Source organism: Actinoplanes sp. NPDC051411 (genome assembly GCF_040682075.1).
GTDB lineage: Bacteria > Actinomycetota > Actinomycetes > Mycobacteriales > Micromonosporaceae > Actinoplanes.
In genome coordinates, this window is the sequence record NZ_JBFBAD010000173.1 from 1 (window position 1) to 18,634 (window position 18,634).

At 71.2% G+C, this 18,634-nt stretch carries 21 protein-coding genes; 14 read left to right on the forward strand and 7 right to left on the reverse strand.

Translation table 11 applies throughout. The features are described 5' to 3' along the window. Positions 1–170: 170 nt before the first annotated feature. Entirely contained in the window at positions 171–1,412 is a 1,242-nt protein-coding gene (locus tag AB0M88_RS48030) for a glycoside hydrolase family 6 protein (protein ID WP_364114090.1), read from the reverse strand. A 146-nt stretch (positions 1,413–1,558) separates the two neighbouring features. Continuing rightward, on the reverse strand, positions 1,559–2,302 hold the full coding sequence (locus AB0M88_RS48035; protein WP_364114092.1) for an SDR family NAD(P)-dependent oxidoreductase: 744 nt from the start codon (positions 2,300–2,302) through the stop codon (positions 1,559–1,561). Positions 2,303–2,364: 62 nt separating this feature from the next. Between AB0M88_RS48035 and AB0M88_RS48040 the strand changes: the two genes are divergently transcribed. After that, positions 2,365–3,225, forward strand: a complete 861-nt coding sequence (locus AB0M88_RS48040; protein WP_364114094.1) for a LysR family transcriptional regulator — start codon at positions 2,365–2,367, stop codon at positions 3,223–3,225. Here the strand turns inward: AB0M88_RS48040 and AB0M88_RS48045 are convergent. Further along, a complete protein-coding gene (locus tag AB0M88_RS48045) occupies positions 3,215–3,778 on the reverse strand; it encodes a GNAT family N-acetyltransferase (RefSeq protein WP_364114096.1) in 564 nt (187 codons plus the stop codon). The genes AB0M88_RS48040 and AB0M88_RS48045 overlap by 11 nt on opposite strands. Positions 3,779–3,895: 117 nt before the next feature. Here AB0M88_RS48045 and AB0M88_RS48050 point away from each other — a divergent pair, with 117 nt between their 5' ends. After that, entirely contained in the window at positions 3,896–4,756 is an 861-nt protein-coding gene (locus AB0M88_RS48050) for an AraC family transcriptional regulator (RefSeq protein ID WP_364114098.1), read from the forward strand. Positions 4,757–4,798: 42 nt separating this feature from the next. Then, positions 4,799–5,371: an NAD(P)H-dependent oxidoreductase gene (locus tag AB0M88_RS48055; RefSeq protein ID WP_364114100.1), complete on the forward strand. Its 573-nt coding sequence runs from the start codon at positions 4,799–4,801 to the stop codon at positions 5,369–5,371. Here the strand turns inward: AB0M88_RS48055 and AB0M88_RS48060 are convergent. Then, positions 5,349–7,463 carry an alpha-galactosidase gene (locus tag AB0M88_RS48060; RefSeq protein WP_364114102.1) on the reverse strand — a complete coding sequence of 705 codons (2,115 nt, stop codon included), beginning with the start codon at positions 7,461–7,463 and terminating at the stop codon, positions 5,349–5,351. The two genes, AB0M88_RS48055 and AB0M88_RS48060, sit on opposite strands and share 23 nt — an antisense overlap. Positions 7,464–7,590: 127 nt before the next feature. On the opposite strand from AB0M88_RS48060, the gene AB0M88_RS48065 reads away from it, so the two are divergent. From AB0M88_RS48065 to AB0M88_RS48080, 4 genes are all read left to right on the forward strand, one after another. Beyond that, a complete protein-coding gene (locus tag AB0M88_RS48065) occupies positions 7,591–8,454 on the forward strand; it encodes a P1 family peptidase (protein WP_364114104.1) in 864 nt (287 codons plus the stop codon). A gap of 38 nt (positions 8,455–8,492) precedes the next feature. Then, entirely contained in the window at positions 8,493–8,843 is a 351-nt protein-coding gene (locus AB0M88_RS48070) for a metalloregulator ArsR/SmtB family transcription factor (RefSeq protein ID WP_364114106.1), read from the forward strand. Continuing rightward, the gene (locus AB0M88_RS48075; protein WP_364114108.1) at positions 8,840–9,472 is read left to right on the forward strand and encodes an SRPBCC family protein; all 633 of its coding nucleotides are present in this window, start codon (positions 8,840–8,842) and stop codon (positions 9,470–9,472) included. Before AB0M88_RS48070 ends, AB0M88_RS48075 begins: the two co-directional genes overlap by 4 nt. A gap of 110 nt (positions 9,473–9,582) precedes the next feature. Continuing rightward, positions 9,583–10,194, forward strand: coding sequence for an RICIN domain-containing protein (locus AB0M88_RS48080; protein WP_364114110.1), 612 nt, complete (start codon positions 9,583–9,585; stop codon positions 10,192–10,194). A gap of 70 nt (positions 10,195–10,264) precedes the next feature. Here AB0M88_RS48080 and AB0M88_RS48085 read toward each other — a convergent pair whose 3' ends face one another. Continuing rightward, a complete protein-coding gene (locus tag AB0M88_RS48085; RefSeq protein WP_364114112.1) occupies positions 10,265–11,422 on the reverse strand; it encodes a PLP-dependent aminotransferase family protein in 1,158 nt (385 codons plus the stop codon). A gap of 100 nt (positions 11,423–11,522) precedes the next feature. Next, the gene (locus AB0M88_RS48090; RefSeq protein WP_364114114.1) at positions 11,523–11,873 is read right to left on the reverse strand and encodes a transcriptional regulator; all 351 of its coding nucleotides are present in this window, start codon (positions 11,871–11,873) and stop codon (positions 11,523–11,525) included. A 56-nt stretch (positions 11,874–11,929) separates the two neighbouring features. Between AB0M88_RS48090 and AB0M88_RS48095 the strand changes: the two genes are divergently transcribed. The 6 genes from AB0M88_RS48095 (at position 11,930) to AB0M88_RS48120 (ending at position 17,659) form a co-directional block, all read left to right on the forward strand. Further along, positions 11,930–12,685, forward strand: coding sequence for an SDR family oxidoreductase (locus AB0M88_RS48095; RefSeq protein WP_364114116.1), 756 nt, complete (start codon positions 11,930–11,932; stop codon positions 12,683–12,685). A gap of 38 nt (positions 12,686–12,723) precedes the next feature. Further along, the gene (locus AB0M88_RS48100) at positions 12,724–13,557 is read left to right on the forward strand and encodes a class I SAM-dependent methyltransferase (RefSeq protein WP_364114130.1); all 834 of its coding nucleotides are present in this window, start codon (positions 12,724–12,726) and stop codon (positions 13,555–13,557) included. Between the two features lie 25 nt (positions 13,558–13,582). Continuing rightward, positions 13,583–14,587 (forward strand): TIGR03617 family F420-dependent LLM class oxidoreductase, encoded by a 1,005-nt coding sequence (locus AB0M88_RS48105; RefSeq protein WP_364114118.1) that lies wholly within the window; start codon positions 13,583–13,585, stop codon positions 14,585–14,587. A 53-nt stretch (positions 14,588–14,640) separates the two neighbouring features. Beyond that, on the forward strand, positions 14,641–15,906 hold the full coding sequence (locus AB0M88_RS48110; protein ID WP_364114120.1) for an MFS transporter: 1,266 nt from the start codon (positions 14,641–14,643) through the stop codon (positions 15,904–15,906). Next, a complete protein-coding gene (locus AB0M88_RS48115) occupies positions 15,888–16,436 on the forward strand; it encodes a hypothetical protein (protein WP_364114122.1) in 549 nt (182 codons plus the stop codon). The genes AB0M88_RS48110 and AB0M88_RS48115 overlap by 19 nt, the downstream gene beginning before the upstream one ends. Before the next feature lie 197 nt (positions 16,437–16,633). Next, positions 16,634–17,659, forward strand: a complete 1,026-nt coding sequence (locus tag AB0M88_RS48120; protein ID WP_364114124.1) for a sulfotransferase — start codon at positions 16,634–16,636, stop codon at positions 17,657–17,659. Here the strand turns inward: AB0M88_RS48120 and AB0M88_RS48125 are convergent. Next, the gene (locus tag AB0M88_RS48125) at positions 17,605–17,997 is read right to left on the reverse strand and encodes a DUF427 domain-containing protein (RefSeq protein ID WP_364114126.1); all 393 of its coding nucleotides are present in this window, start codon (positions 17,995–17,997) and stop codon (positions 17,605–17,607) included. The two genes, AB0M88_RS48120 and AB0M88_RS48125, sit on opposite strands and share 55 nt — an antisense overlap. A gap of 84 nt (positions 17,998–18,081) precedes the next feature. On the opposite strand from AB0M88_RS48125, the gene AB0M88_RS48130 reads away from it, so the two are divergent. Continuing rightward, positions 18,082–18,543: a YbaK/EbsC family protein gene (locus AB0M88_RS48130; protein WP_364114128.1), complete on the forward strand. Its 462-nt coding sequence runs from the start codon at positions 18,082–18,084 to the stop codon at positions 18,541–18,543. The last annotated feature ends 91 nt before the right edge of the window (positions 18,544–18,634 follow it).

Consider the following 18,634-nt stretch of genomic DNA (forward strand, 5'->3'; position numbering starts at 1 on the left):
TACCCCCCCGGGCCTGTCTTGGGGGGGGCGGGTTTGGGATGGCCGGGGGGGGCGCGTACCTTCTCGACCCGCCCCCCCCGGCCGGTGGGCCGCCGGGCCCGGGCTGGTACCGGTGCCCATGGCGCTGGAAATTCGTTACGTCTCCGGGGCAGCCCGCCGGCCGGGTGATCTCAGCGCAGGGGCGGGTTGGCGTCGTTCACGAGCTCGAGGGCCTGCTGCGGGAACCACGCGCCCGCGGCGGGGTCGGCGGTGTTGCCGCGCGCCGGGTCGAGGCCGGAGCCGGTGCCGCGGTCGCACTGACCGTCGGACTGGCCGGGCGTCTTCACCCAGAGGAACGCGTCGGCGAGCGGGTCACCGGTGCCGGTGGTGGGCCGGATGCCCAGCCCCCGGTCCGGCGGGTTGCACCAGGTCTGCGGGTCGGGCCAGGTGTTGCCGGCCGGCGGTGTCCACGGGCCTTGGCCGTTGCGACTGGTGTCGACCACGAAGTGGGCCAGCTTGCTCGGGGAGACCGTGCCGACGTTGGCGTCGTACCAGGCGTCGCTGAGGCCCCACGTGCTGAAGTCGTTCGGGTCGGCCGGGTAGTACTGGCTGGCGCAGTTGGTGAGAGCGCCGCCGGTCGAGCCGTAGTAGATGCACTTGGAGATCCAGTCGCCGAACTTGAGCTGCCGCTCGGTGGTCTCGTAATTCGACACGTTCAGGAAGAAGCCGTCGGCCTTGGCGACGCCGGCCTTGATGAGCCGGTCGGCGATGTCACCGACGCCGAGCCAGGCGCTGTGCGTGCCGTCGAGGTAGACGCTGGTGTGCGGCAGTGACTTGAGCTTGTTCACGGCGTAGTTGAGCATCGTGAACCGGTCGGTGGCCGCGGTGGCCGGGTCGGCGTCGGCCGGCTGGCACCATTCCAGGGAACCGTTGATGGTCGTGTACCACGGGATGATGCCGAGGCTGTCGGGCTCCAGCATGACGGCGGCCTGGTTACGGCCGATCCCGGCCGCGAAGGCGTCGATCCACGCCTCGTAGTCGGCGATGTTCGCCGCGCCGCCGGCCGAATACTGCGAACAGTCCCGGTACGGGATGTTGTAGGCGACCAGGACGGGAACGGTGTGCCGGGCGGCCGCCGCCCGCACGTCGGTGGCGACCGAGCGGGTGAGGCTGCTCCCGGATCCGCTGGTGAACCAGACGGCCTGGGGCGTCGCGACCATCTGAAGGATCTTGGCGGCGTCGGCGAAGTCATGGGCGACCGCGAGCTGCTTGATCTGCTGGACCGCGCCGGGGTCCGGCGGCGGGGTGTAGAAGCGGGTGTGGTCGGCGATCGCGGCCTGAGCGGGACTGCTCAGCGCGAACGCTGTCACGAGGGTGGTCACCGCTGCCACCGCGCTGGTGAGTGCGCGGCGGCGGGCATGGTGGAGGTGCACGCTCTGCTCCTCTGTTGTCGAGGAAACGGTGGAGGGAACCCGCTGGGAGCGTTCCCAGCGTTTTACCGAAGCTCCGCCATTGATCGACCCTTGTCAACCCTGAAGGGCCGTCGCCCGGCCGGCCCCGGCGGGGGAGCGGGCATTGATCAGGCGGAGATGAGGCGGTCGGCGGTTTCCCGGTTGACGTGCAGGTTCCAGTAGAGGCGTGCGATGTCGTCGGGATGCTTGGGTTTGGCGTCGTGCGGAGTGCCCGGGGTTCCGGCTATCCATGCGCCGATCGCGACGTGCCCGGCGTAGATTCCTCTGTCGGCCAGCGCGCTGTTGAGGGTGACAACCCACTTGCGGAGAGCTGCGCCGGCCATTCCGGCACCAACGAACATCGGTACGGGAATGACCGAGGATGCGCCGGTGGTGTAGAGAAGTGTTCCGGCGCCGGCCGCCAGCATTGTCGGCAGCACCGTGCGTGTCGCGGTGATCGCCCCGTAACAGATGCTCTCGATCTGAGGTGCGAGGTCGTCCACGCTGACGTCCAGCGCTCCGGTGTTGCGTACGGCTTCGCTGTTTCCGGCCGGCGGGGCGGAGTAGTGCATCACGTCGATCGCGCCGAGCCGTTCCGCGGCGTTGTGCAGGGCCGCCGCCAGAGCGGCACGGTCGGTGACGTCGGCGGGGAAGCTTGCCGTGTTGACACCTTCGGCCGTCAGCTCGTCGGTGAGCTCACCAAGTCGTTGCTTCGAGCGAGCGATGAGGGCTACATCGAAGCCCTGATGGCCGAAGATCTTCCCAAGGGACAGGCCGAGGCGCGCCCCGGCGGCGACGAGCGCAATCGCGGGCATGGTGGTCTCCTTCGACAGGATGTCGGCCGCCGGACATGTCGACGGGCCGGCATTCACCTCATCATCGGTTCCGGCAGCGCGTCCAAGACCGGCCGGGACGCGATCGATAACCTGTATGAATGGATCGGTTGGAGACGCGGGAGCTGGCGTATTTCTCGGCGGTTGCCGAGGAACTGCACTTCGGCCGCGCCGCGACCCGGCTGGGCATCGCGCAGCCCGCACTGTCCAAAGCGATCCGGCAACTGGAGCGCAAGCTGGGCGTCACCTTGTTCGAGCGGACCAGCCGGGCGGTCGCGCTGACCGAGGCCGGCCGCATATTGACTCGCGAGGCCCATGTCGTGTTGGAGGCGGTGTCCGCCGCGGCGGCGCGGACCCGGCGGGCCGGCAACCGTGAGCCGCGCTTGTTGCTCGCCATGAAGCCGGGCGGTGACGGGGGCCTGCTTCCGGGCATCCTCGCCGCGTACGAACGCGAGCCGGACGTATTGCCGGCCGAGGTGGTCTTCGATGCTGACAGCGCTCGTACGCTGCGCGAAGGGCGGGCCGACGCGGCACTGCTGTACGCACCGCCCGACGATCTGCAGGGGCTCGACACCGAAACACTGCTGACCGAAGCACCGGTCGCTGTGCTGCCGGCATCCCATCCACTCGCGCACCGGTCGAGCCTGCGGATGGCCGATCTTGCAGGTGAAAACCTGCACCGCAAGCCCAGCGGTTCCAACGATGCCGGCGGGACGGACAGCCTCAGCACCTTGATGCACCTGGTCGCCCTCGGACGCAAGGTCGCCGTGTTACCGCGGGTACTGACTACGCCGCTACGCGACGATCTCACCGCGGTACCGGTGGCCGGCGTCCCTCCAGTCGTCCTTCTGCTCGCCTGGCCCGCGCACAGCACATCCCCGTCGGTGGCTGCTCTCGCCCGCGCAGCCACGGCCGCTACTCAGGCAACCGATTCGCAGGATGGTTCGCTGTTCAGGCTTTGAATGAGTGAAGGGCGGCCCGGGCCAAGGTCTGTTCGGCGTCGTACTCTCGGAAGGTGCTGACCCGGTGGAATCCCAGGCGGGCCGCGAGTCCGAGCGAGCGCGCGTTGGCTGTCTGGGTCACGACGACGACCGGCTGGTCGGGGAGTTCGTCGGCCGCGGCGCGCAACGCGGCGGTGGTGGCCTCGAACGCCAGGCCCGCGCCCCAGGCGTCGGGCCGCAGCAGGTAACTCAGCTCCAGTTCTTCGCCGTCCTCGGTGACGTGACCGGGCAGCTCGGCGGCCCGGCGTTTGAGCTCCACGGTTCCGATGAGGTCGTCGGTGGCCTTGTCGGCGATGATGAAGCCGCCGGGATTCGGGGTCGCGTTGGCTGCGCCGCCGATCGCGTCAAGGCGCTGCTCGACAGTCTCCCGGGGACGCGTGCCGCCGAGGTAGGCCCAGACCCGCGGGTCGGTCTGCAGCTCGATGAGCCTTTCTCGATCGGCGTCGCGTGCCTTGCGCAGCAGGAGCCGGTCTGTTGCGATCTCGACGGCGGACAGCATCGACAACCGGCTCATATAGCCCTTCCCCTGCTGGATGCGACGAGGTCCATCAGATCACCTCACCGCAACGTCGACGATGCGCCCGACGCCGGGATGTGTGCGTACACCGTCACCGGTTTCTAGCATGGGGGGATGGCGGGGGAGTTCCTGTGGGACGTGGCCGGCCCGGGCCGCCCGATTCGGACACCCGGCGTGGCGATGGCCGGGTTTGCCGACCGGGGGCGGAATCCGGCCGGCCTGCGGCTGATCCCGCATCCCGCGGTCACCGTCGCGTTGATGTTCGGGCCGGCCGAGGTGGTGATGGCCGACGCGGCCGGGCGGGAGCGCCGGGGCAGCCTCGTCGCCGGCATCGGCTGGCAGGGCACCGTCGGCATGCGGCAGGCGGCCGGCATGCGGTGTGTGCAGGTGCGTCTCTCGCCGGTGGTCGCCCGGGGGATTCTCGGGGTCGGGCCGAGCGAACTGGGCGGCGAGCTGGTCTCCCCGCGTGACCTGTGGGGCCGGGAAGCCGCCGAGTTGTGCGAGCGGCTGAGCGAGCGGGCCGGGTGGGATGAGCGGTTCGCGTTGACCGACGACTGGCTGGGGCGCCGGGTCGCGCGGAGGCCTGTTGACCGGGAAGTGGCCTGGGCCTGGCGGCGCATCTCCGGGAGCCGGGGCCTGGTCCGGATCGAGGACGTCGCCGAGCAGGTCGGCTGGAGCCGGAAGCGGCTCTGGGCGCGCTTCCACGCTCAGGGCGGGTTGCCACCGAAGCAGGCGGCGAAGCTGGTCCGGTTCGACCGGGCCGCGCACCGGCTGGCCGAGGGGCACGGGCCGGCGCATGTGTCGGCCGACTGCGGGTATGCCGACCAGTCGCATCTTCACCGGGATGTCATGGCGTTCACCGGCACGACGCCGGTCTCCGTCGCGCGGGAGCCCTTTCTCGCGGTTGACGAAGTGGCCTGGCCGGGGCGCGTACGCCCGAAGGCCGCGCGACGGGAAGCGCGGGCGACCCGGTAAGATTGCTTCGCCCAGCAAATATTGCCCCCGCAAGGAGTACCAGTGAGTGACCTCAACCTGTTGGTGGTCGTGGCGAGCACCCGGCCCGGGCGGATCGGCCTGCCCGTGTCGCAGTGGTTTGTCGAGGCGGCGAAGGAGCACGGCGGTTTTCAGGTGACCGTGGCCGATCTGGCCGAGGAGAACCTGCCGTTCCTGGACGAGCCCCACCACCCGCGGCTGCGCAATTATCTGCACGACCACACCAAGCGGTGGAGCGAGAAGGTGGCGGCGGCCGACGCCATTGTCTTCGTCATCCCGGAATACAACTATGCGCTCGGGGCCTCGCTGAAGAACGCGCTCGACTATCTGCACCACGAGTGGAACTACAAGCCGGCCAGTGTGGTGAGCTACGGCGGGGTGGCCGCCGGCACCCGATCGGCCATGGCGCTGCACGACGTGGCGTACGCGCTGAAGCTTTTCATGGTGCCGGAGGCGGTGAACATCCCGTTCGTGCGCAATTTCCTCGGCGACGACGGGCAGATCCACCCGAACGATGTGATGACCGCCGCCGCCAAGGGGATGCTCGACGAATTGCAGAAGGTCGCGCCCGTCCTCAAGCCGCTTCGGCAGCGGTAACGGAATAGAGGACGACCTGGTCCGGGTGCACGCGGGGGCATGCCACGCCGAAATGGATGAGCGCCGCACCGGTGAGGATCAGGTCGTCGCTCCACCACGCCGGCCGGGAAACGGCGACGTCGGTGAATAGCGGCCGCACCCGGTAACGGCGCCGGAGGTCCAGGCCCCGGAAACGCATCCGGGCCGGCGGATCGGGATAGGGACTGGCCAGCGTGGCCATCGCGAAAAGGGCCCTTTCGCGGCCCGGCGCCACCACGCCGTGCACCATGACGTCCGGACCGTAGCCGTCCAGTCGGACCAGGTCGCCGCCGAGCAGGAGGCCGCGCCCGGTCTTGAAGAAGGCGACCCATTCGGCGAGTTCTTCCAGCGCGGCCGGCGAGGCACGGGTCAGGTCCCATTCGATGCCGAGGTGGCCGAAGATCGCGGTCGCGCCGCGGAAGGCCAGGTCGTGCCGCCGGCCGGTGGTGTGGGAGCGGTCCGAGGCGATGTGCGAGCCGAGGTATTCCGGCGGGACCAGCTGGGTCGTCCAGCGGAGCATGTGCTGGCGGTCGTGCGGGTCGATGTTGTCGGAGACCCAGACCCGGTCGGTCCTGGTCAGCACCTCCAGATCGATGCGGGCGCCGCCGGACGAGCACGATTCGATCTCGAGCCCGGGGCGGAATTCCCGGATCTCGTCGAGCAGACGGTAGAAGGCCAGGGTCTGCGCGTGGACGCCCGGTGATCCCGTCGGCTGCGTCCCCGCCTCGATCAGATCCCGGTTGTGGTCCCACTTGATGTAATCGATGTCGTACTCGCCGAGAACGGCGAAGATCTGTGCCCTGACGTGTTCGTAGGCCGCCGGAATGCCGATGTTGAGCACCTGTTGATGCCGCGACTCGACCGGCCAGGACTGTCGCGCCGCCATGATCCAGTCGGGATGGGCGCGGGCGAGGTCGGAATCGGGATTCACCATTTCCGGCTCGAACCACAGCCCGAACTGCATTCCCAGCTGCTTCACCCGGTCGATCAGCGGGTGCAGTCCCCGCGGCCACACCTCGGGCGACACCACCCAGTCGCCGAGCCCGGATGTGTCGTCGCGCCGTGACCCGAACCATCCGTCGTCGAGCACATAGCGCTCGACCCCGGCCGCCGCCGCCCGCTCGGCCAGATCCAGCAGGCGCGCCAGATCGTGGTCGAAATAGACGGCCTCCCACACGTTCAGCGTCACCGGCCGCGCCGGGTCGACCGGATTCGGCCGGCTCCGCAGATGCTGGTGGAAACGTCGTGCGACCTCGTCGAGCCCGTCCCCGAAACTGCCGTAGACCCACGGCGTGCGGTAGGACGACCCGGGCGCCAGGCGTACCTCGCCCGGCAGCAGCAATTCGCCGCCGCCAATGCGCTGCTCGCCGGTGGAGACCCGCTCGGCGTAATGGATGTGGTTTCCGCTCCAAGCGGTGTGCACGGCCCAGACGCGGCCGCTTCCGAACCCGAACCCCGGCTCGCCGGCGTGCAGCACATAGGCGCTGTCGGCCCCCGTGCGCCCCTTCCGGTTTTCCCGCACGTGGGCCCCGGTGCGCAATTCGCCGCGTTGCGGCACCCTTTCCAGGTTGTGCCGGCCGCCGAAGTCGAGAATCTCGCTCGCCTCGGCCGGCAGCGGAAAAGACAGAACCAAATCATTGATTCCGTACGCCGAGGAACCGCGATTGCCCAATTCCGCCCGCGCCCGCAGGATGCCGGTCGGCAGCAGTTCCAGTTCGAGGCTCAGCGCGAGCCGCCCGGAGTCGTCGACCGCCTCCGCCTCGATCCGGTTGTCCCCGGCCCGCACGCCGGTGAGCGCGAACGACGGCGACCACCCGGAGCCGTCCGGGAACGCCCCGCTGAGCCCCGGCCGCCCGGTCCACCCGGTGTGGTGCTCGGGCAGCACGGCCACCCGCGGCGGCACGTCGACGTTGTTGGTGCCGGCCACCGGCTCGGCCGCCCGCACCATCGCCGCCGCCTGCCCGTCGTCGATCCCGGGCAGCTCCGGCCCCCAGTACGCGACGACCGGCAGCCCCGGCCCGGCCGTGTCGACCAGCACCGTGACCCCGGCGGCGGACATTGTCACGACATTCATCGGCGCTCCTCGAATCGCGTCTCCGGCCCCCGCCCCGAATCGTATGGTGATCAACGATGAACGCGACCGGCGGCCGCGGCGCGTGGTCGATGGTCCGCTCCCGTATCAGCCGGTATTAGATGGCAGAGTGAGCGATCCTCAGCTGCTTTCCGCCTGGGCGGGTCATTGGACCGGGACCGGGACCGGGGTCACGGTCATCCTCCCGCCGCCCGGGACGGTCGGCTCCGGAGAGGTACGGGGCGGGGCCCCGGCCACCCGCGAGTTCGCCCTGCTCGACCCGTCCCGCACCGTCGACCGGGTCGACGCCGTGGTGCTCTCGGGCGGTTCCGCGTTCGGCCTGGCCGCCGGGGACGGCGTGGTTGGCCTGCTGCGCGAGCTGGCGGTCGGCTTCCCGACCCCGCTCGGCCCGGTCCCGATCGTCGTCGGCATGTCGATCTTCGACGGCTCGGTGGCGGGCGCCCCGCCGGACGCGGTGAGCGGCCGCCGGGCGGTCGTGGCCGCGATGAGCGGCGAGGAGTTCACGACCGGCGCGGTCGGCGCGGGCGCCGGTGCGACGACCGGCAAGTGGCGCGAGCGGCTCGACCCGGGCGGCGTCGGGTTGGCGGTCTCCTCGGTCGGTCCGGCCTCCCTGGCCGCGGTCGCCGTGGTCAACGCGTGGGGCGACGTGACCGGCCCGGACGGCCGGCCGGTGTTCGCCGGCTCTTCCGAGGAGGACCCGCCGGTCGCCGGGAACCCGTTCGAGATGGCCAACACCACGGTCGCGGTGCTGCTGACCGACGCCAGGCTGAGCAAGGCCGACTGCTATCTGCTCGCCCAGAGCGGGCACACCGGTTTCGCCCGGGCGCTGAATCCGGCTCATTCGCGGTTCGACGGCGACGCCGTGGTCGCGCTGGCGACCGGCGAGGTCGCCGAGGAGGTCAACCTCGACCTGCTGCGCGTGGCCGCCGCCTCGACGATGGCCGACGCCATTCGCAACGCGGTCAACCGGTAGTGCTGGCTTATATAAGAAGGCACTGATAGAGTCCGGCTGTGCATGCGTTCGACGTGCTCGGCGACCCGGTGAGGCGCCGCATCCTGGAGCTGCTCGCCGACGGCGAGCAGACCTCGGGCGCGGTCACCGAGGTCATCCGGGCCGAGTTCGGGATCACCCAGCCGGCCGTCTCCCAGCACCTGCGGGTGCTGCGCGACAACGGCTTCGCCACCGTCCGGCCGGACGGGGCGCGCCGGCTCTACGCGGTCGACGACACCGCGCTGCGCGAGGCCGACGCCTGGCTCGACCGGTTCCGGCGCTTCTGGACGCCGCACCTGACCGCGATGGCCACCGAGGTGGCCCGCGGCAAACGTCAGCGACGACTTGCCGATGAGGGGAACGACCGATGACCGATGCCCGGCAGCACATCACCAGCGTGCGCCGCACGTTGGGCACGCGCACGCTCGAGGGCGGCGAGGCGCGGGTGCAGACGATCAGCCAGGTCTACGACACCGACCAGGACGACCTGTGGGACGTGGTGACCAACCCGTCGCGCATCGCGCGCTGGTTCCTGCCCGTCGAGGGCGAGCTCAAGCTGGGCGGCCACTACCAGCTGACCGGCAACGCGGGCGGCACGGTGACGGCCTGCGACCGCCCCCACGGATACGCCGCGACCTGGGAGTTCGGCGACATGGTGAGCTGGATCGAGGTGCGGCTGACGCCCGAGGGCCCGGGCCGCACCCGCTTCGAGCTCGAGCACGTGGCGCACGTCGACGACGAGATGTGGCAGCAGTTCGGGCCGGGGGCGACCGGGCTCGGCTGGGACTCGGGCTTCTGGGGCCTGGCCAAGCATCTCGGCGACCCGTCGGCGGTGCCCGACAACGCCGACGTGGCGTCCTGGCTCGCCTCCGACGAGGGCCGGGCGATGCTGCGGGGCAGTGCCGACGGCTGGGCCGGGGCCGAGATCGCGGCGGGCGGCGACCCGGCCGAGGCCAAGCGGCACGCCGACACGTCCTACGCGGCGTACACCGGAGGCTGATCACCCGGCGTTTCGGCGAGCGATCCGGCGATCGGGCGGTACCTTAGGCGGGCCGCCCGATTTGTCCGGATCTGAGGCGAGCGACGACGCTCGCCGGAAAGCCGATACCCATGAATATCCGCCGCGCCGGCCTGGCCGTGCTCGCCGCGAGTGCCCTGACTCTGCCCCTGCCCACCGCCGCCCGCGCCGGCCGCCCCGCAAGCCCGGCCGGGCACGCCACCTCCGTGTCCGGACCGGCCGCCGCGCGCGGCGCCGCCCCGGGCTGGCCGCTGCCGGTGCCCGACGTCTCCGGCCTGCTGCCCGGCCTGTACGCGGTCAACGTCGCCAGCTTCCAGTGCCTGACCGCGCCGGGCGGCAGTGGCCCGGCCTACCAGCGGCGCTGCGTGCTCGACGACGCCTACCGCTGGAAGCTGGTGCCGGTCTCGCTCGACGGCCGCTTCCGGGTCGAGAACGCCGGCAGCGGCCGCTGTCTCGTGCCGACGGGGGGCGCCGACCTCGCGGCCGGCCCCTGCGGCGACGCCCTGGGCGACACCTGGCGCCTGAAGGACGCGCCGGGCACCGGCATCTACGTGATCAACGCGGCCAGCGACCGCTGCCTGACCGCGTTGCCCGGCGGCGCCGCGGTTCAGTACCGCTGCGACGGCGCCGTCGCCCGCCGCTGGACCTTCCGGCTCAAGCCGAACGGCAAGGGCGTGGTCACCGTCAACGGCGGCAAACCCTAGGCCCCGGCAGCCGGGCTGCGCACTCCCTCGGCCGCGCCCCGCAAGCGCGCCGCCGGCGAAAGCGCGGCCGCTACCGAAGGACCGCGGCCAACCGTCGCATGCCCTCGGCGATCTGTGACGGGGTGTTCGTCGTGAAGGACAGCCGCAGCGTCGCCGGGTCGGCCCGCCCGGCATAGAACGGCGCACCCGGCACGAAAGCCACATTGTTCGCCACGGCCCGGGGGAGCACCGACGCGGCGTCCACCGCGCCGGGCAGCCGCACCCAGGTGAACATGCCACCTTCCGGGTCCGACCAGACGCTTCCCTCCGGCGCGGTCGCCGGCATCGCGGACATCATCGCGTCCCGCCGTTCACGGTACGCGTCGCGAAGCCGGCCGACGTGCGCGTCCAGGTCGGTCGCGGCCAGCCAGGCCGCGGCCGCCGCCTGGTCGATCGTCGAGGTGTGCAGGTCGGCCGCCTGCTTGGCCACGGTCAGGGCCGGCCGCAGCGACGGCGGCGTCCGGACCCAGCCGAGCCGCAGCCCCGGCGCCGCGATCTTGGAGAAGCTGCCGAGGTGCAGTACCCGGTCGTCGGCCCCCGGCTGGGCGGCCAGGGCGGGCACCGGCGATCCGCGGTAGCGCAGCTCCCCGTACGGATCGTCCTCGACCACCCAGGCGCCGTACTTCGCCGCCAGCGCCACCACGGTGGCGCGTGCGGAGCAAGGCATCGTGCGGCCGGTCGGGTTGGCGAAGTTGGGCACCAGATAGACGAGCGTCGGCCGTGCGGTGGCCAGCACCTGCTCCCAGCCGGCGGGATCCGGGCCGGGCAGGGTCACGATCTCGGCGCCGGCCAGCTGGAAGCACTGCAAGGCGGCCAGATAGGTCGGCTCCTCGACCGCCACCACCGCGCCCGGGTCGAGCAGCGCGGTCGTGATCAGCGTCAGTCCCTGCTGGGAGCCGGTGGTGACGAGCAGGTCGCCGGCGGTGGTCGGCAGGCCGCGCGCGGTCATCCGGGCCGCTACCTGGGCGCGCAGGGCCGGGTTGCCTTCGGTCGGGGCGTACTGGAGGTTGCGGCGGGCGTCCGGCGTGGACAGCACCCGGTCGAACGCGGCCCGGAGACCGTCGAGGTCGAACAGCTCGGGAGCGGGCAGTCCACCGGCGAAGGAGATCACCTCGGGCCGGTCGATCAGGGCGAGCAGGTCACGGACGGGCGAGCTGGCGACGCCGTCCAGGCGGCGGGCGGGAGACATGGAACTCCTCGAACGGGGGCTCGAACAGGAACGCCGGCGAGGGTGGGCCGGCGGCGAGAATGCCTCCTGGTCGAGGAGCCGGGCCCCACTTTAGCGAACGTTAAGGCGCGGCGACAGGACGGAGTCCGACCTCGCTGCCCACCTCGTCCTGGCCGGCGGCGGCGAGGAGCGCGTCGACCAGCCCCGGGAACCTCTCGTCCAGGTCGTCGCGGCGTAGCCGCACGTAGCACCGGGTGCCCTCCAGCCGGGTGCGCGTCACCCCGGCGGCCCGCAGCACCTGCATGTGGTGGCTGAGGGTTGACTTCGCGACCGGGGCCCGCAGCTCGCCCCACCCTCGCTCGAGGCCGTCGGAGAGCACTCGGACCACCCCCACCCGGATGGGATCGCCGAGCGCCTTCATCACCTCGATCAGGGTGATCTCGTCCCGCTCCGGATGGTTGGCCGCGCGCATGGGCCCATGCTAGCTTGTTCGACGTTCTACGAACATCGAACACATGGGGAGTTGCTTTGCCCTCACTCGACTTCGCCGACCGCGTCGCGATCGTCACGGGAGCCGGTTCCGGCATCGGCCGGGCCGTCGCGCGGGCGCTGGCCGACGCCGGCGCGCAGGTTCTCGGTGTCGGCCGCCGCCGGCTCGCTCTGGAGAGCACCGCGGCCGGGAGCGACCGCATCGCTCCGCACGCCGCCGACATCACCGCCCCCGGCGCCGCTCAGGAGATCGTCACCGCCGCGGTCGAGCGGTGGGGCCGGCTGGACGTGGTGGTCAACAACGCCGGGGCCACCCGGCTGCTGCCGCTGGCGGAGATCACTCCCGCCGACCTGGGCCTGCTCTGGGATCTCAACGTCACCGCACCGAGCCTGCTCGCCCAGGCCGCCCTGCCGCATCTGCGGAGGACGCGGGGCTCGATCGTCAACGTCTCCAGCACCTACGGCCACCGGCCGATCGCCGGCGCCGGCCACTATGCCGCGTCCAAAGCGGCCGTCGAGCATCTCACCCGCAGTTGGGCGGTCGAACTCGCGCCGGACGGCATCCGGGTCAATTGCCTGGCCCCCGGCCCGACCGAGAGCGAGGCACTCGCGGCGGCCGGCCTCTCCGGGGACGTCATCGAGCGGGTCAAGGCCGATGAGGCCCGGCGCATCCCGCTGGGCCGGCGCGGCGACCCGGCCGAGGTCGCGGCCTGGATCCTGCGTCTGGCCGAGCCGGCGACCACCTGGCTCACCGGCCAGGTGCTGACCATGGACGGCGGCCTCGAGTTGGTCTGACCGTCCGGAGTCCGCCGGTGATAATCGTCGGCGTGCCGATGAGCTATGACGAGACCGAGCGCGTCCGCTGGGCGGACGGCGCCGAGGCGTACGCGAGAACCTTTGGCCCCTTCTGCGCCGGAGCCGCCGTCGATCTGCTCGACGCCGCCGGCGTCGGCGAGGGAACCGTGCTGCTGGACGTGGGCACCGGCACGGGGACCGTGGCCGCCCTGGCGGTCGGCCGCGGCGCCCGGGTGACCGCGGTCGACGCCGAGCCGTCGATGGTCGCGGCGACCGCCGCCCGGCTGCCGGAGGCCGAGGTGCGGCCGGCGATTCTGCCCGCCCTTCCGTTTCCGGACGCCACGTTCGACGCCGTGGTCGCCAACTTCGTGATCAACCACGTGGGCGACCCGGCGGCCACCGTCGCCGCGATGAGAAATGCGGCCCGGCCGGGCGGCCGGGTCGCGGTCACCGTCTGGCCGCACCCGGCGCCGATCGCCCAGTCGCTCTGGACGATGGTCTACCGCCACGCCGGCGTCGAGGTGTCGGGCCTGATCGGTGTCGATCGGGCGAAGAACTTTCCGAGGACCACCGAGGGGACGGGCGGCCTTTTGAGGGCGGCCGGTCTCCAAGGCGTCACCTGCCAGCGGATCGAGTGGATCCACGAGACGACGACGGAGGCGTGGTGGGGCGGTGCGGTGGCCGGGCTGAACGCGACCGGCGCCGTGCTCCGCCGCCAGACGCCCGAGATCCGCGAACGCATCCGGGCCTCGTTCGACGCCGTCGCGGCGGAGTTCCGCACCGAGGAAGGCCTGCTCAGGCTGCCCACGGCCGCGCTCGTGGCTCAAGGTCGACGAGAGGTTGAGACCGGAGCGACCCTAACCCTCAACTAGAGGTCGAGATGCTATGACTGTGGTCATGCTCGTCGACTCCGCCGCCCCGATCAGCGCGTCCCCCCTCGAGGTCGAGAGCCTCGCCGTCGAGGCCGAGAAACTCGGCTACGACGGGTTCGGGGCGGCCGAGACCCGCCACAACGTGTTCTCGTCCCTCGCCCTGGCGGCCCGCGCGACCAGCCGCATCGAGCTGCAGTCGTCGATCGCGGTCGCCTTCGCGCGCAACCCGATGACCGTCGCGATCGACGCCAACGACGTCCAGCTGATCTCCGGCGGGCGGTTCCAGCTCGGGCTCGGCTCCCAGGTGAAGCCCCACATCGAGCGCCGGTTCGCGATGCCGTGGGGCCGGCCGGCGGCCCGCATGGAAGACTTCCTCGGCGCGGTCAAGGCGATCTGGCACGCCTGGGCGACCGGCGAGCGGCTGGCCTACCGCGGCGAGTTCTACCAGCACACGCTGATGACCGACTTCTTCAACCCGGGGCCCAACCCGCACGGCAACCCGCCGGTGCTGCTGGCCGCGGTCGGCGAGCGGATGACCGCGGTGGCCGGGAGGGTGGCGGACGGACTCCTGGTCCATCCCCTGACCAGTACGCGATACCTGCGCGAGAAGACGATCCCGGCGGTGACCGCGGCCCGCGGGGGGAGTCTCGACGGGTTCATGCTCGGGCTGTCGGCGCTGGTCGTGCTCGGCGCCGACGAGGAGTCCCGGCGCCGGGCCGACCGGGCGGTCCGCGGGCAGATCGCGTTCTACGCCTCGACCCCGTCCTACCGGGCGGTGCTCGACCTGCACGGGTGGGGCGACCTGGCCGAGCGGCTCAACGCGATGTCGCGCCGCCAGGCGTGGGACGAGATGGCCGGGGCGATCGACGACGACGTGCTCGACGCGTTCGCGGTGTCGGGCGACGCGGCGACCGTGGCCGCGAAACTGACCGAGAGGTTCACCGGCCTCATCGACCGGATCTCGTTCTACCTGCCCTACGAGGCCGACCCGGCCGAGGTGGCGGCGCTGCACTCGGCGTTGCGGGGATAGGACGGCGGTAAATCGGTTGCGGCCGATCTGACACGACGGGCAGGATCGCCGAAATGTCTGTCCGACGGGGGCGCGCGGCACTGCTGGCGGCGCTCGGCATCGACATGGCAGGCACCGGCCTGTTCGCGCCGATCTCGCTGCTCTACTTCCAGGCGGTCACCGACCTGTCGCTGCCCACGATCGGGCTGCTGATCAGCGTGGCCACGCTGGCGTCGCTCCCGGTGCCGGTGGTGGTCGGTCACCTGGTCGACCGCTACGGCCCACGGGGCATCGTGATCGCGGCCCAGGTGCTTCAGGGCATCGGCTTCGCGGCGTACGTCGGAGCGCATGGACCGGTCTCGGTCCTGGTTCCCTCCCTGATCGTGGCCGTCGGCCAGCGGATGTTCTGGTGTTCGGTCTTCACGCTGGTCACCGAGCTGGCACCGCCCGGGCGCGCCGGGCAGGACCGCACGTTCGCCCTGTTCAGCATGGTGCAGTCGGCCGGTGTGGGGGCCGGCTCGCTGGTCGCCGGCCTGGCCCTGTCCGGCGGGCCGCACGCCTACCGTCCCGTGGTCGTGATCAACGCCGCCTCCTACCTGGTGTCGGCGGCGACCCTGCTCGTCGTTCCCCGAGTGGCGCGCGCCGCCCGGGCCGACCGGACGCCCGGCGGCTACCGCGACCTGCTCCGCGACCGCCCCTACCTGGGCTTCATCGCGATCAACGGGATCTTCAACCTGGTCGCGGTGATGGTCGGCACGGCCGTACCGGTCTACGTGGTCGAAGGCCTGCCCGCCCCGGCGTGGCTCGCCGGCCCGCTGCTCGCCTTCAACACGATCCTGCTCGCCACCGGCCAGACCCTCGCCGTCCGGCTGGTCCGCCGCCTGCCCCGCACCCGCGCCCTCGCCCTGGCCGGCTCGTTCATGGTCGTCTGGTCGCTCGCCATGGCCCTCGCCGTCAAGATCCCGGGCGCGCTCCTGATCGGCTACCTTCCCCTCGCCATGGCCTTCTTCGCCGCCGGCGAGCTGATCATGGCCCCGGTCGCCAACGCCCTCGCCTCGGCCGCCGCCCCCGAACACCTCCGCGGCCGCTACCTGGCCGTCATGCAGTACGGCTTCGCGGTCGCCCTGATCGTCGCGCCGACGTTCTTCACCGTGCTCTACACCCACGGCCGCGCCCTGCCGTTCACCGTGCTCGCCGCGATCACCGCCGCGGCAAGTGTGTTGATAGCCCGGAGCAGCTTGGGTGCCGGCCGAAGCGAACACCCCCTGCCGGCCGAAGGACAGAGCGACGGGTCGGACGACCCGCGGACGGGGGAGAAAGAATGGACGAGCGCGGACTGAGCCACGACGTACCGCTGCTGCGCCGCCGGCGGATGCTCGGCCTCTCCGGCGGGACGACCGTCGCGGTTCTCGCCGGCACCCTGGAGTGCGAGGCGGCCTCCCTGGTCCGCAGCGACATCCGCCGCAGCTTCGGCACCGCCAAGGGCGTCGCGCGCGGCCTCCCGCTCACCATCGACCTGCGCCTCGCCGGCGCCGCCACCGGCATCCCGGCGGCCGGCCTCGCCGTCTACCTCTGGCACGCCGACCGCAACGGCGACTACTCGCTCTACTCGCCCGCGCTGACCGGCGAGAACTACCTGCGCGGCGTCCAGGCCACCGGCGCCGACGGCCGGGTGACCTTCACGAGCGTCTTCCCCGGCAACGGCCTGATCCACTACGAGATCTACCCCAGCGTCGCCCAGGCGACGAAGGCCACCGGGCTCCTGCTCAGCGGGCGGCTCACGCTTCCGGTTTCCCCGGCTTACGCGTACGAGGGTGGAGCCATCGGCGTCGTCTCGGGCTCCGTCGCGTCACTGACCCTCGCCGTCTAGAGACGTCACCCGAAAGGGCTACGGGCAACCGGTTACGGGCCGACAGCAACTGTCACCGGATGTGCTGAATCGGCCGGTTTCACAGCGGACACCTAGGTCTGCCCACAATGTCGCACAGCTTCGGCGTCCAACGTGCTCGGCACAAAGTCGACCTGACCGGTCAAGAATCAGCCGAGCACTGCCAAAGGTGTGCGCCAATGCCCAGTGATCGTCCCGTGTTCGTCGTCGGCTGCCCACGTTCGGGCACGACAATGCTCCAGCTCATGCTCCACGCCCACCCGCGGATCGCGGTGCCACCGGAAAGCCGGTTCCTGCTCGCCGCCTACCGCCGCCGCTACCAGATCGGAGACCTGTCCTCGGCCGAGAACCGCCAGGCCCTCGCCTCGTGGATCGTCCGGACACCCCAGTTCGGCGACCTCGGCCTGCCCCGAGACGAGGTGATCACGTCGATCGCGGAGGCGCCGGGCACGCTCGGCTCCGCGCTGGGCACGGTGTTCAAGATGTACGCCGACCGCTTCGGCAAACCCCGCTGGGGCGACAAACGGCCGTCCTACCTGCGCAACCTGCCGATCCTGCTGCGCCTGTTCCCGGACGCCCAGATCATCGACATCGTCCGCGACGGACGCGACTGCGTGGCCTCCCTCAAAGAGACCCCGTGGCGCCCACACGACTTCGGGCAGCTCATCGACTACTGGGCCCGCTCGGCCGACGCCTCCGCCCGCGCCGCCCGCCGCTACCCGGCCACGGTCTACCACCAGGTGCGCTACGAAGACCTGGTCGGCGACCCCGCGACCCACCTGCGGAAAATCTGCTCGTTCCTGGACGAGGACTACGACCCGGCGATGGCCGAACCCTCGTCGGTCGCGGCAGTCGCGGTGCCCACATACAAGACGTGGCACCAGCTCACCCGCTCGGCGGTCACCACCTCCCGAGCGGGCAGCTGGCAGCAGCGCCTCACCCCCGACGAGGTGCGGCACTGCGAAGCCGTCTTCGGACGCCGGCTGGCCCGGTTCGGCTATCAACCGTCCACCCGGGCCGGCCGCTCACCCACCATGCTGGTCACCCACGCGAAACTGGCCGCCCGCGAACACTTCGGGCCGGCGCGGGCCGCGCTCCACGACGTACGCCTGAGAATGCGCGCCGCCCAGCCGGCGCCCGACCTCCCCTTTCAGGAACGGTCGCCGTCGGCCTCCACATCGATCGACTCGACCCGGTCCGGATAGAACGCGACGTGGCCCTTGATGCCGGCCACCGCCGGATACGGATTCTGGTACTCCCAGACCGCGTCCACGGCCGTCTCATCATCCACCGCGATCGAGTAGTAGCTGGCCTCACCCTTGTACGGGCAGTAACTCTCGGTCGCGGTGCGCCGCAACACCGACTCGTCGACGTTGCTCAACGGCACATACTGCACCGGCGGATAGCTGGCCTCCTGCAGCGTGAGCGCGTTCCGCGTGTCGGCGATCACCTTGCCCGCCACGGTCACGATCACCCGGTTGCTGTTGGGCGTGACGGTGATCGGATGATCGGGTCCGGGCTGGAGAACGGGCTTGTCAGCCATGACGCCTTCTCTCTACGCGATCTCTTGGTACGCGTTACAAGTCACTGCCGCCGGACTTATTCCGGCCCGGCTACAGTCTGCTCCATGCCAGGACCCGCCGAAGCGGCCGCCGCCGCGCTGGGCATCACCTACAAACTCGTCCACCACGGGCCGGCCGGCAGCCTGCTCGAGGCGGCGGCCGCCCAGGGAATCCCGGCCGGCGACCTCGTCAAGACGTTGGTGGTGCGCAGGGGCGAAGGCGACTTCCTGTTCGTCCTGGTCCCGGGCGACCGGGTCATTTCATGGCCGAAGTTGCGGGCGCTCCTGGGCGTGAACCGCCTCGCCTTGCCTGACGCGGCGACGGCCAAAGCGGCTACGGGGTATGAGCGGGGGACGATCACGCCGTTCGGGTCTTCCACGCCGTGGCCGGTGATCGCGGATGTTTCGATGCGGGGCCGTGTCATCAGCCTGGGGGCTGGGGAGCGGGGGGTGGCTCTTCAGGTTTCGGCTTCGTCTGCCGTTGCGGCTCTTGGGGGGACGTTTGCTGATGTTACTGAGGCTGCATGAGGCTTTCCTGCGCTGGGACGTGAGCCGGGAGATGGGCCCAAGGTCGAGGTAAAGCATCTAGTTCGATCTTGGGCCCAACTCCCGGCACAAA

Bases quoted from the DNA above. Each gene is read 5' to 3' on its own strand.
- AB0M88_RS48105 (WP_364114118.1), top strand. From the start codon at position 13,583: ATGCTCGTCGACTCCGCCGCCCCGATCAGCGCGTCCCCCCTCGAGGTC.
- AB0M88_RS48045 (WP_364114096.1), bottom strand. From the start codon at position 3,778: ATGAGCCGGTTGTCGATGCTGTCCGCCGTCGAGATCGCAACAGACCGG.
- AB0M88_RS48100 (WP_364114130.1), top strand. From the start codon at position 12,724: ATGAGCTATGACGAGACCGAGCGCGTCCGCTGGGCGGACGGCGCCGAG.
- AB0M88_RS48120 (WP_364114124.1), top strand. From the start codon at position 16,634: ATGCCCAGTGATCGTCCCGTGTTCGTCGTCGGCTGCCCACGTTCGGGC.
- AB0M88_RS48090 (WP_364114114.1), bottom strand. From the start codon at position 11,873: ATGCGCGCGGCCAACCATCCGGAGCGGGACGAGATCACCCTGATCGAG.
- AB0M88_RS48125 (WP_364114126.1), bottom strand. From the start codon at position 17,997: ATGGCTGACAAGCCCGTTCTCCAGCCCGGACCCGATCATCCGATCACC.
- AB0M88_RS48050 (WP_364114098.1), top strand. From the start codon at position 3,896: ATGGCGGGGGAGTTCCTGTGGGACGTGGCCGGCCCGGGCCGCCCGATT.
- AB0M88_RS48060 (WP_364114102.1), bottom strand. From the start codon at position 7,463: ATGAATGTCGTGACAATGTCCGCCGCCGGGGTCACGGTGCTGGTCGAC.
- AB0M88_RS48085 (WP_364114112.1), bottom strand. From the start codon at position 11,422: ATGTCTCCCGCCCGCCGCCTGGACGGCGTCGCCAGCTCGCCCGTCCGT.
- AB0M88_RS48110 (WP_364114120.1), top strand. From the start codon at position 14,641: ATGTCTGTCCGACGGGGGCGCGCGGCACTGCTGGCGGCGCTCGGCATC.
- AB0M88_RS48075 (WP_364114108.1), top strand. From the start codon at position 8,840: ATGACCGATGCCCGGCAGCACATCACCAGCGTGCGCCGCACGTTGGGC.
- AB0M88_RS48115 (WP_364114122.1), top strand. From the start codon at position 15,888: ATGGACGAGCGCGGACTGAGCCACGACGTACCGCTGCTGCGCCGCCGG.
- AB0M88_RS48040 (WP_364114094.1), top strand. From the start codon at position 2,365: ATGGATCGGTTGGAGACGCGGGAGCTGGCGTATTTCTCGGCGGTTGCC.
- AB0M88_RS48080 (WP_364114110.1), top strand. From the start codon at position 9,583: ATGAATATCCGCCGCGCCGGCCTGGCCGTGCTCGCCGCGAGTGCCCTG.
- AB0M88_RS48130 (WP_364114128.1), top strand. From the start codon at position 18,082: ATGCCAGGACCCGCCGAAGCGGCCGCCGCCGCGCTGGGCATCACCTAC.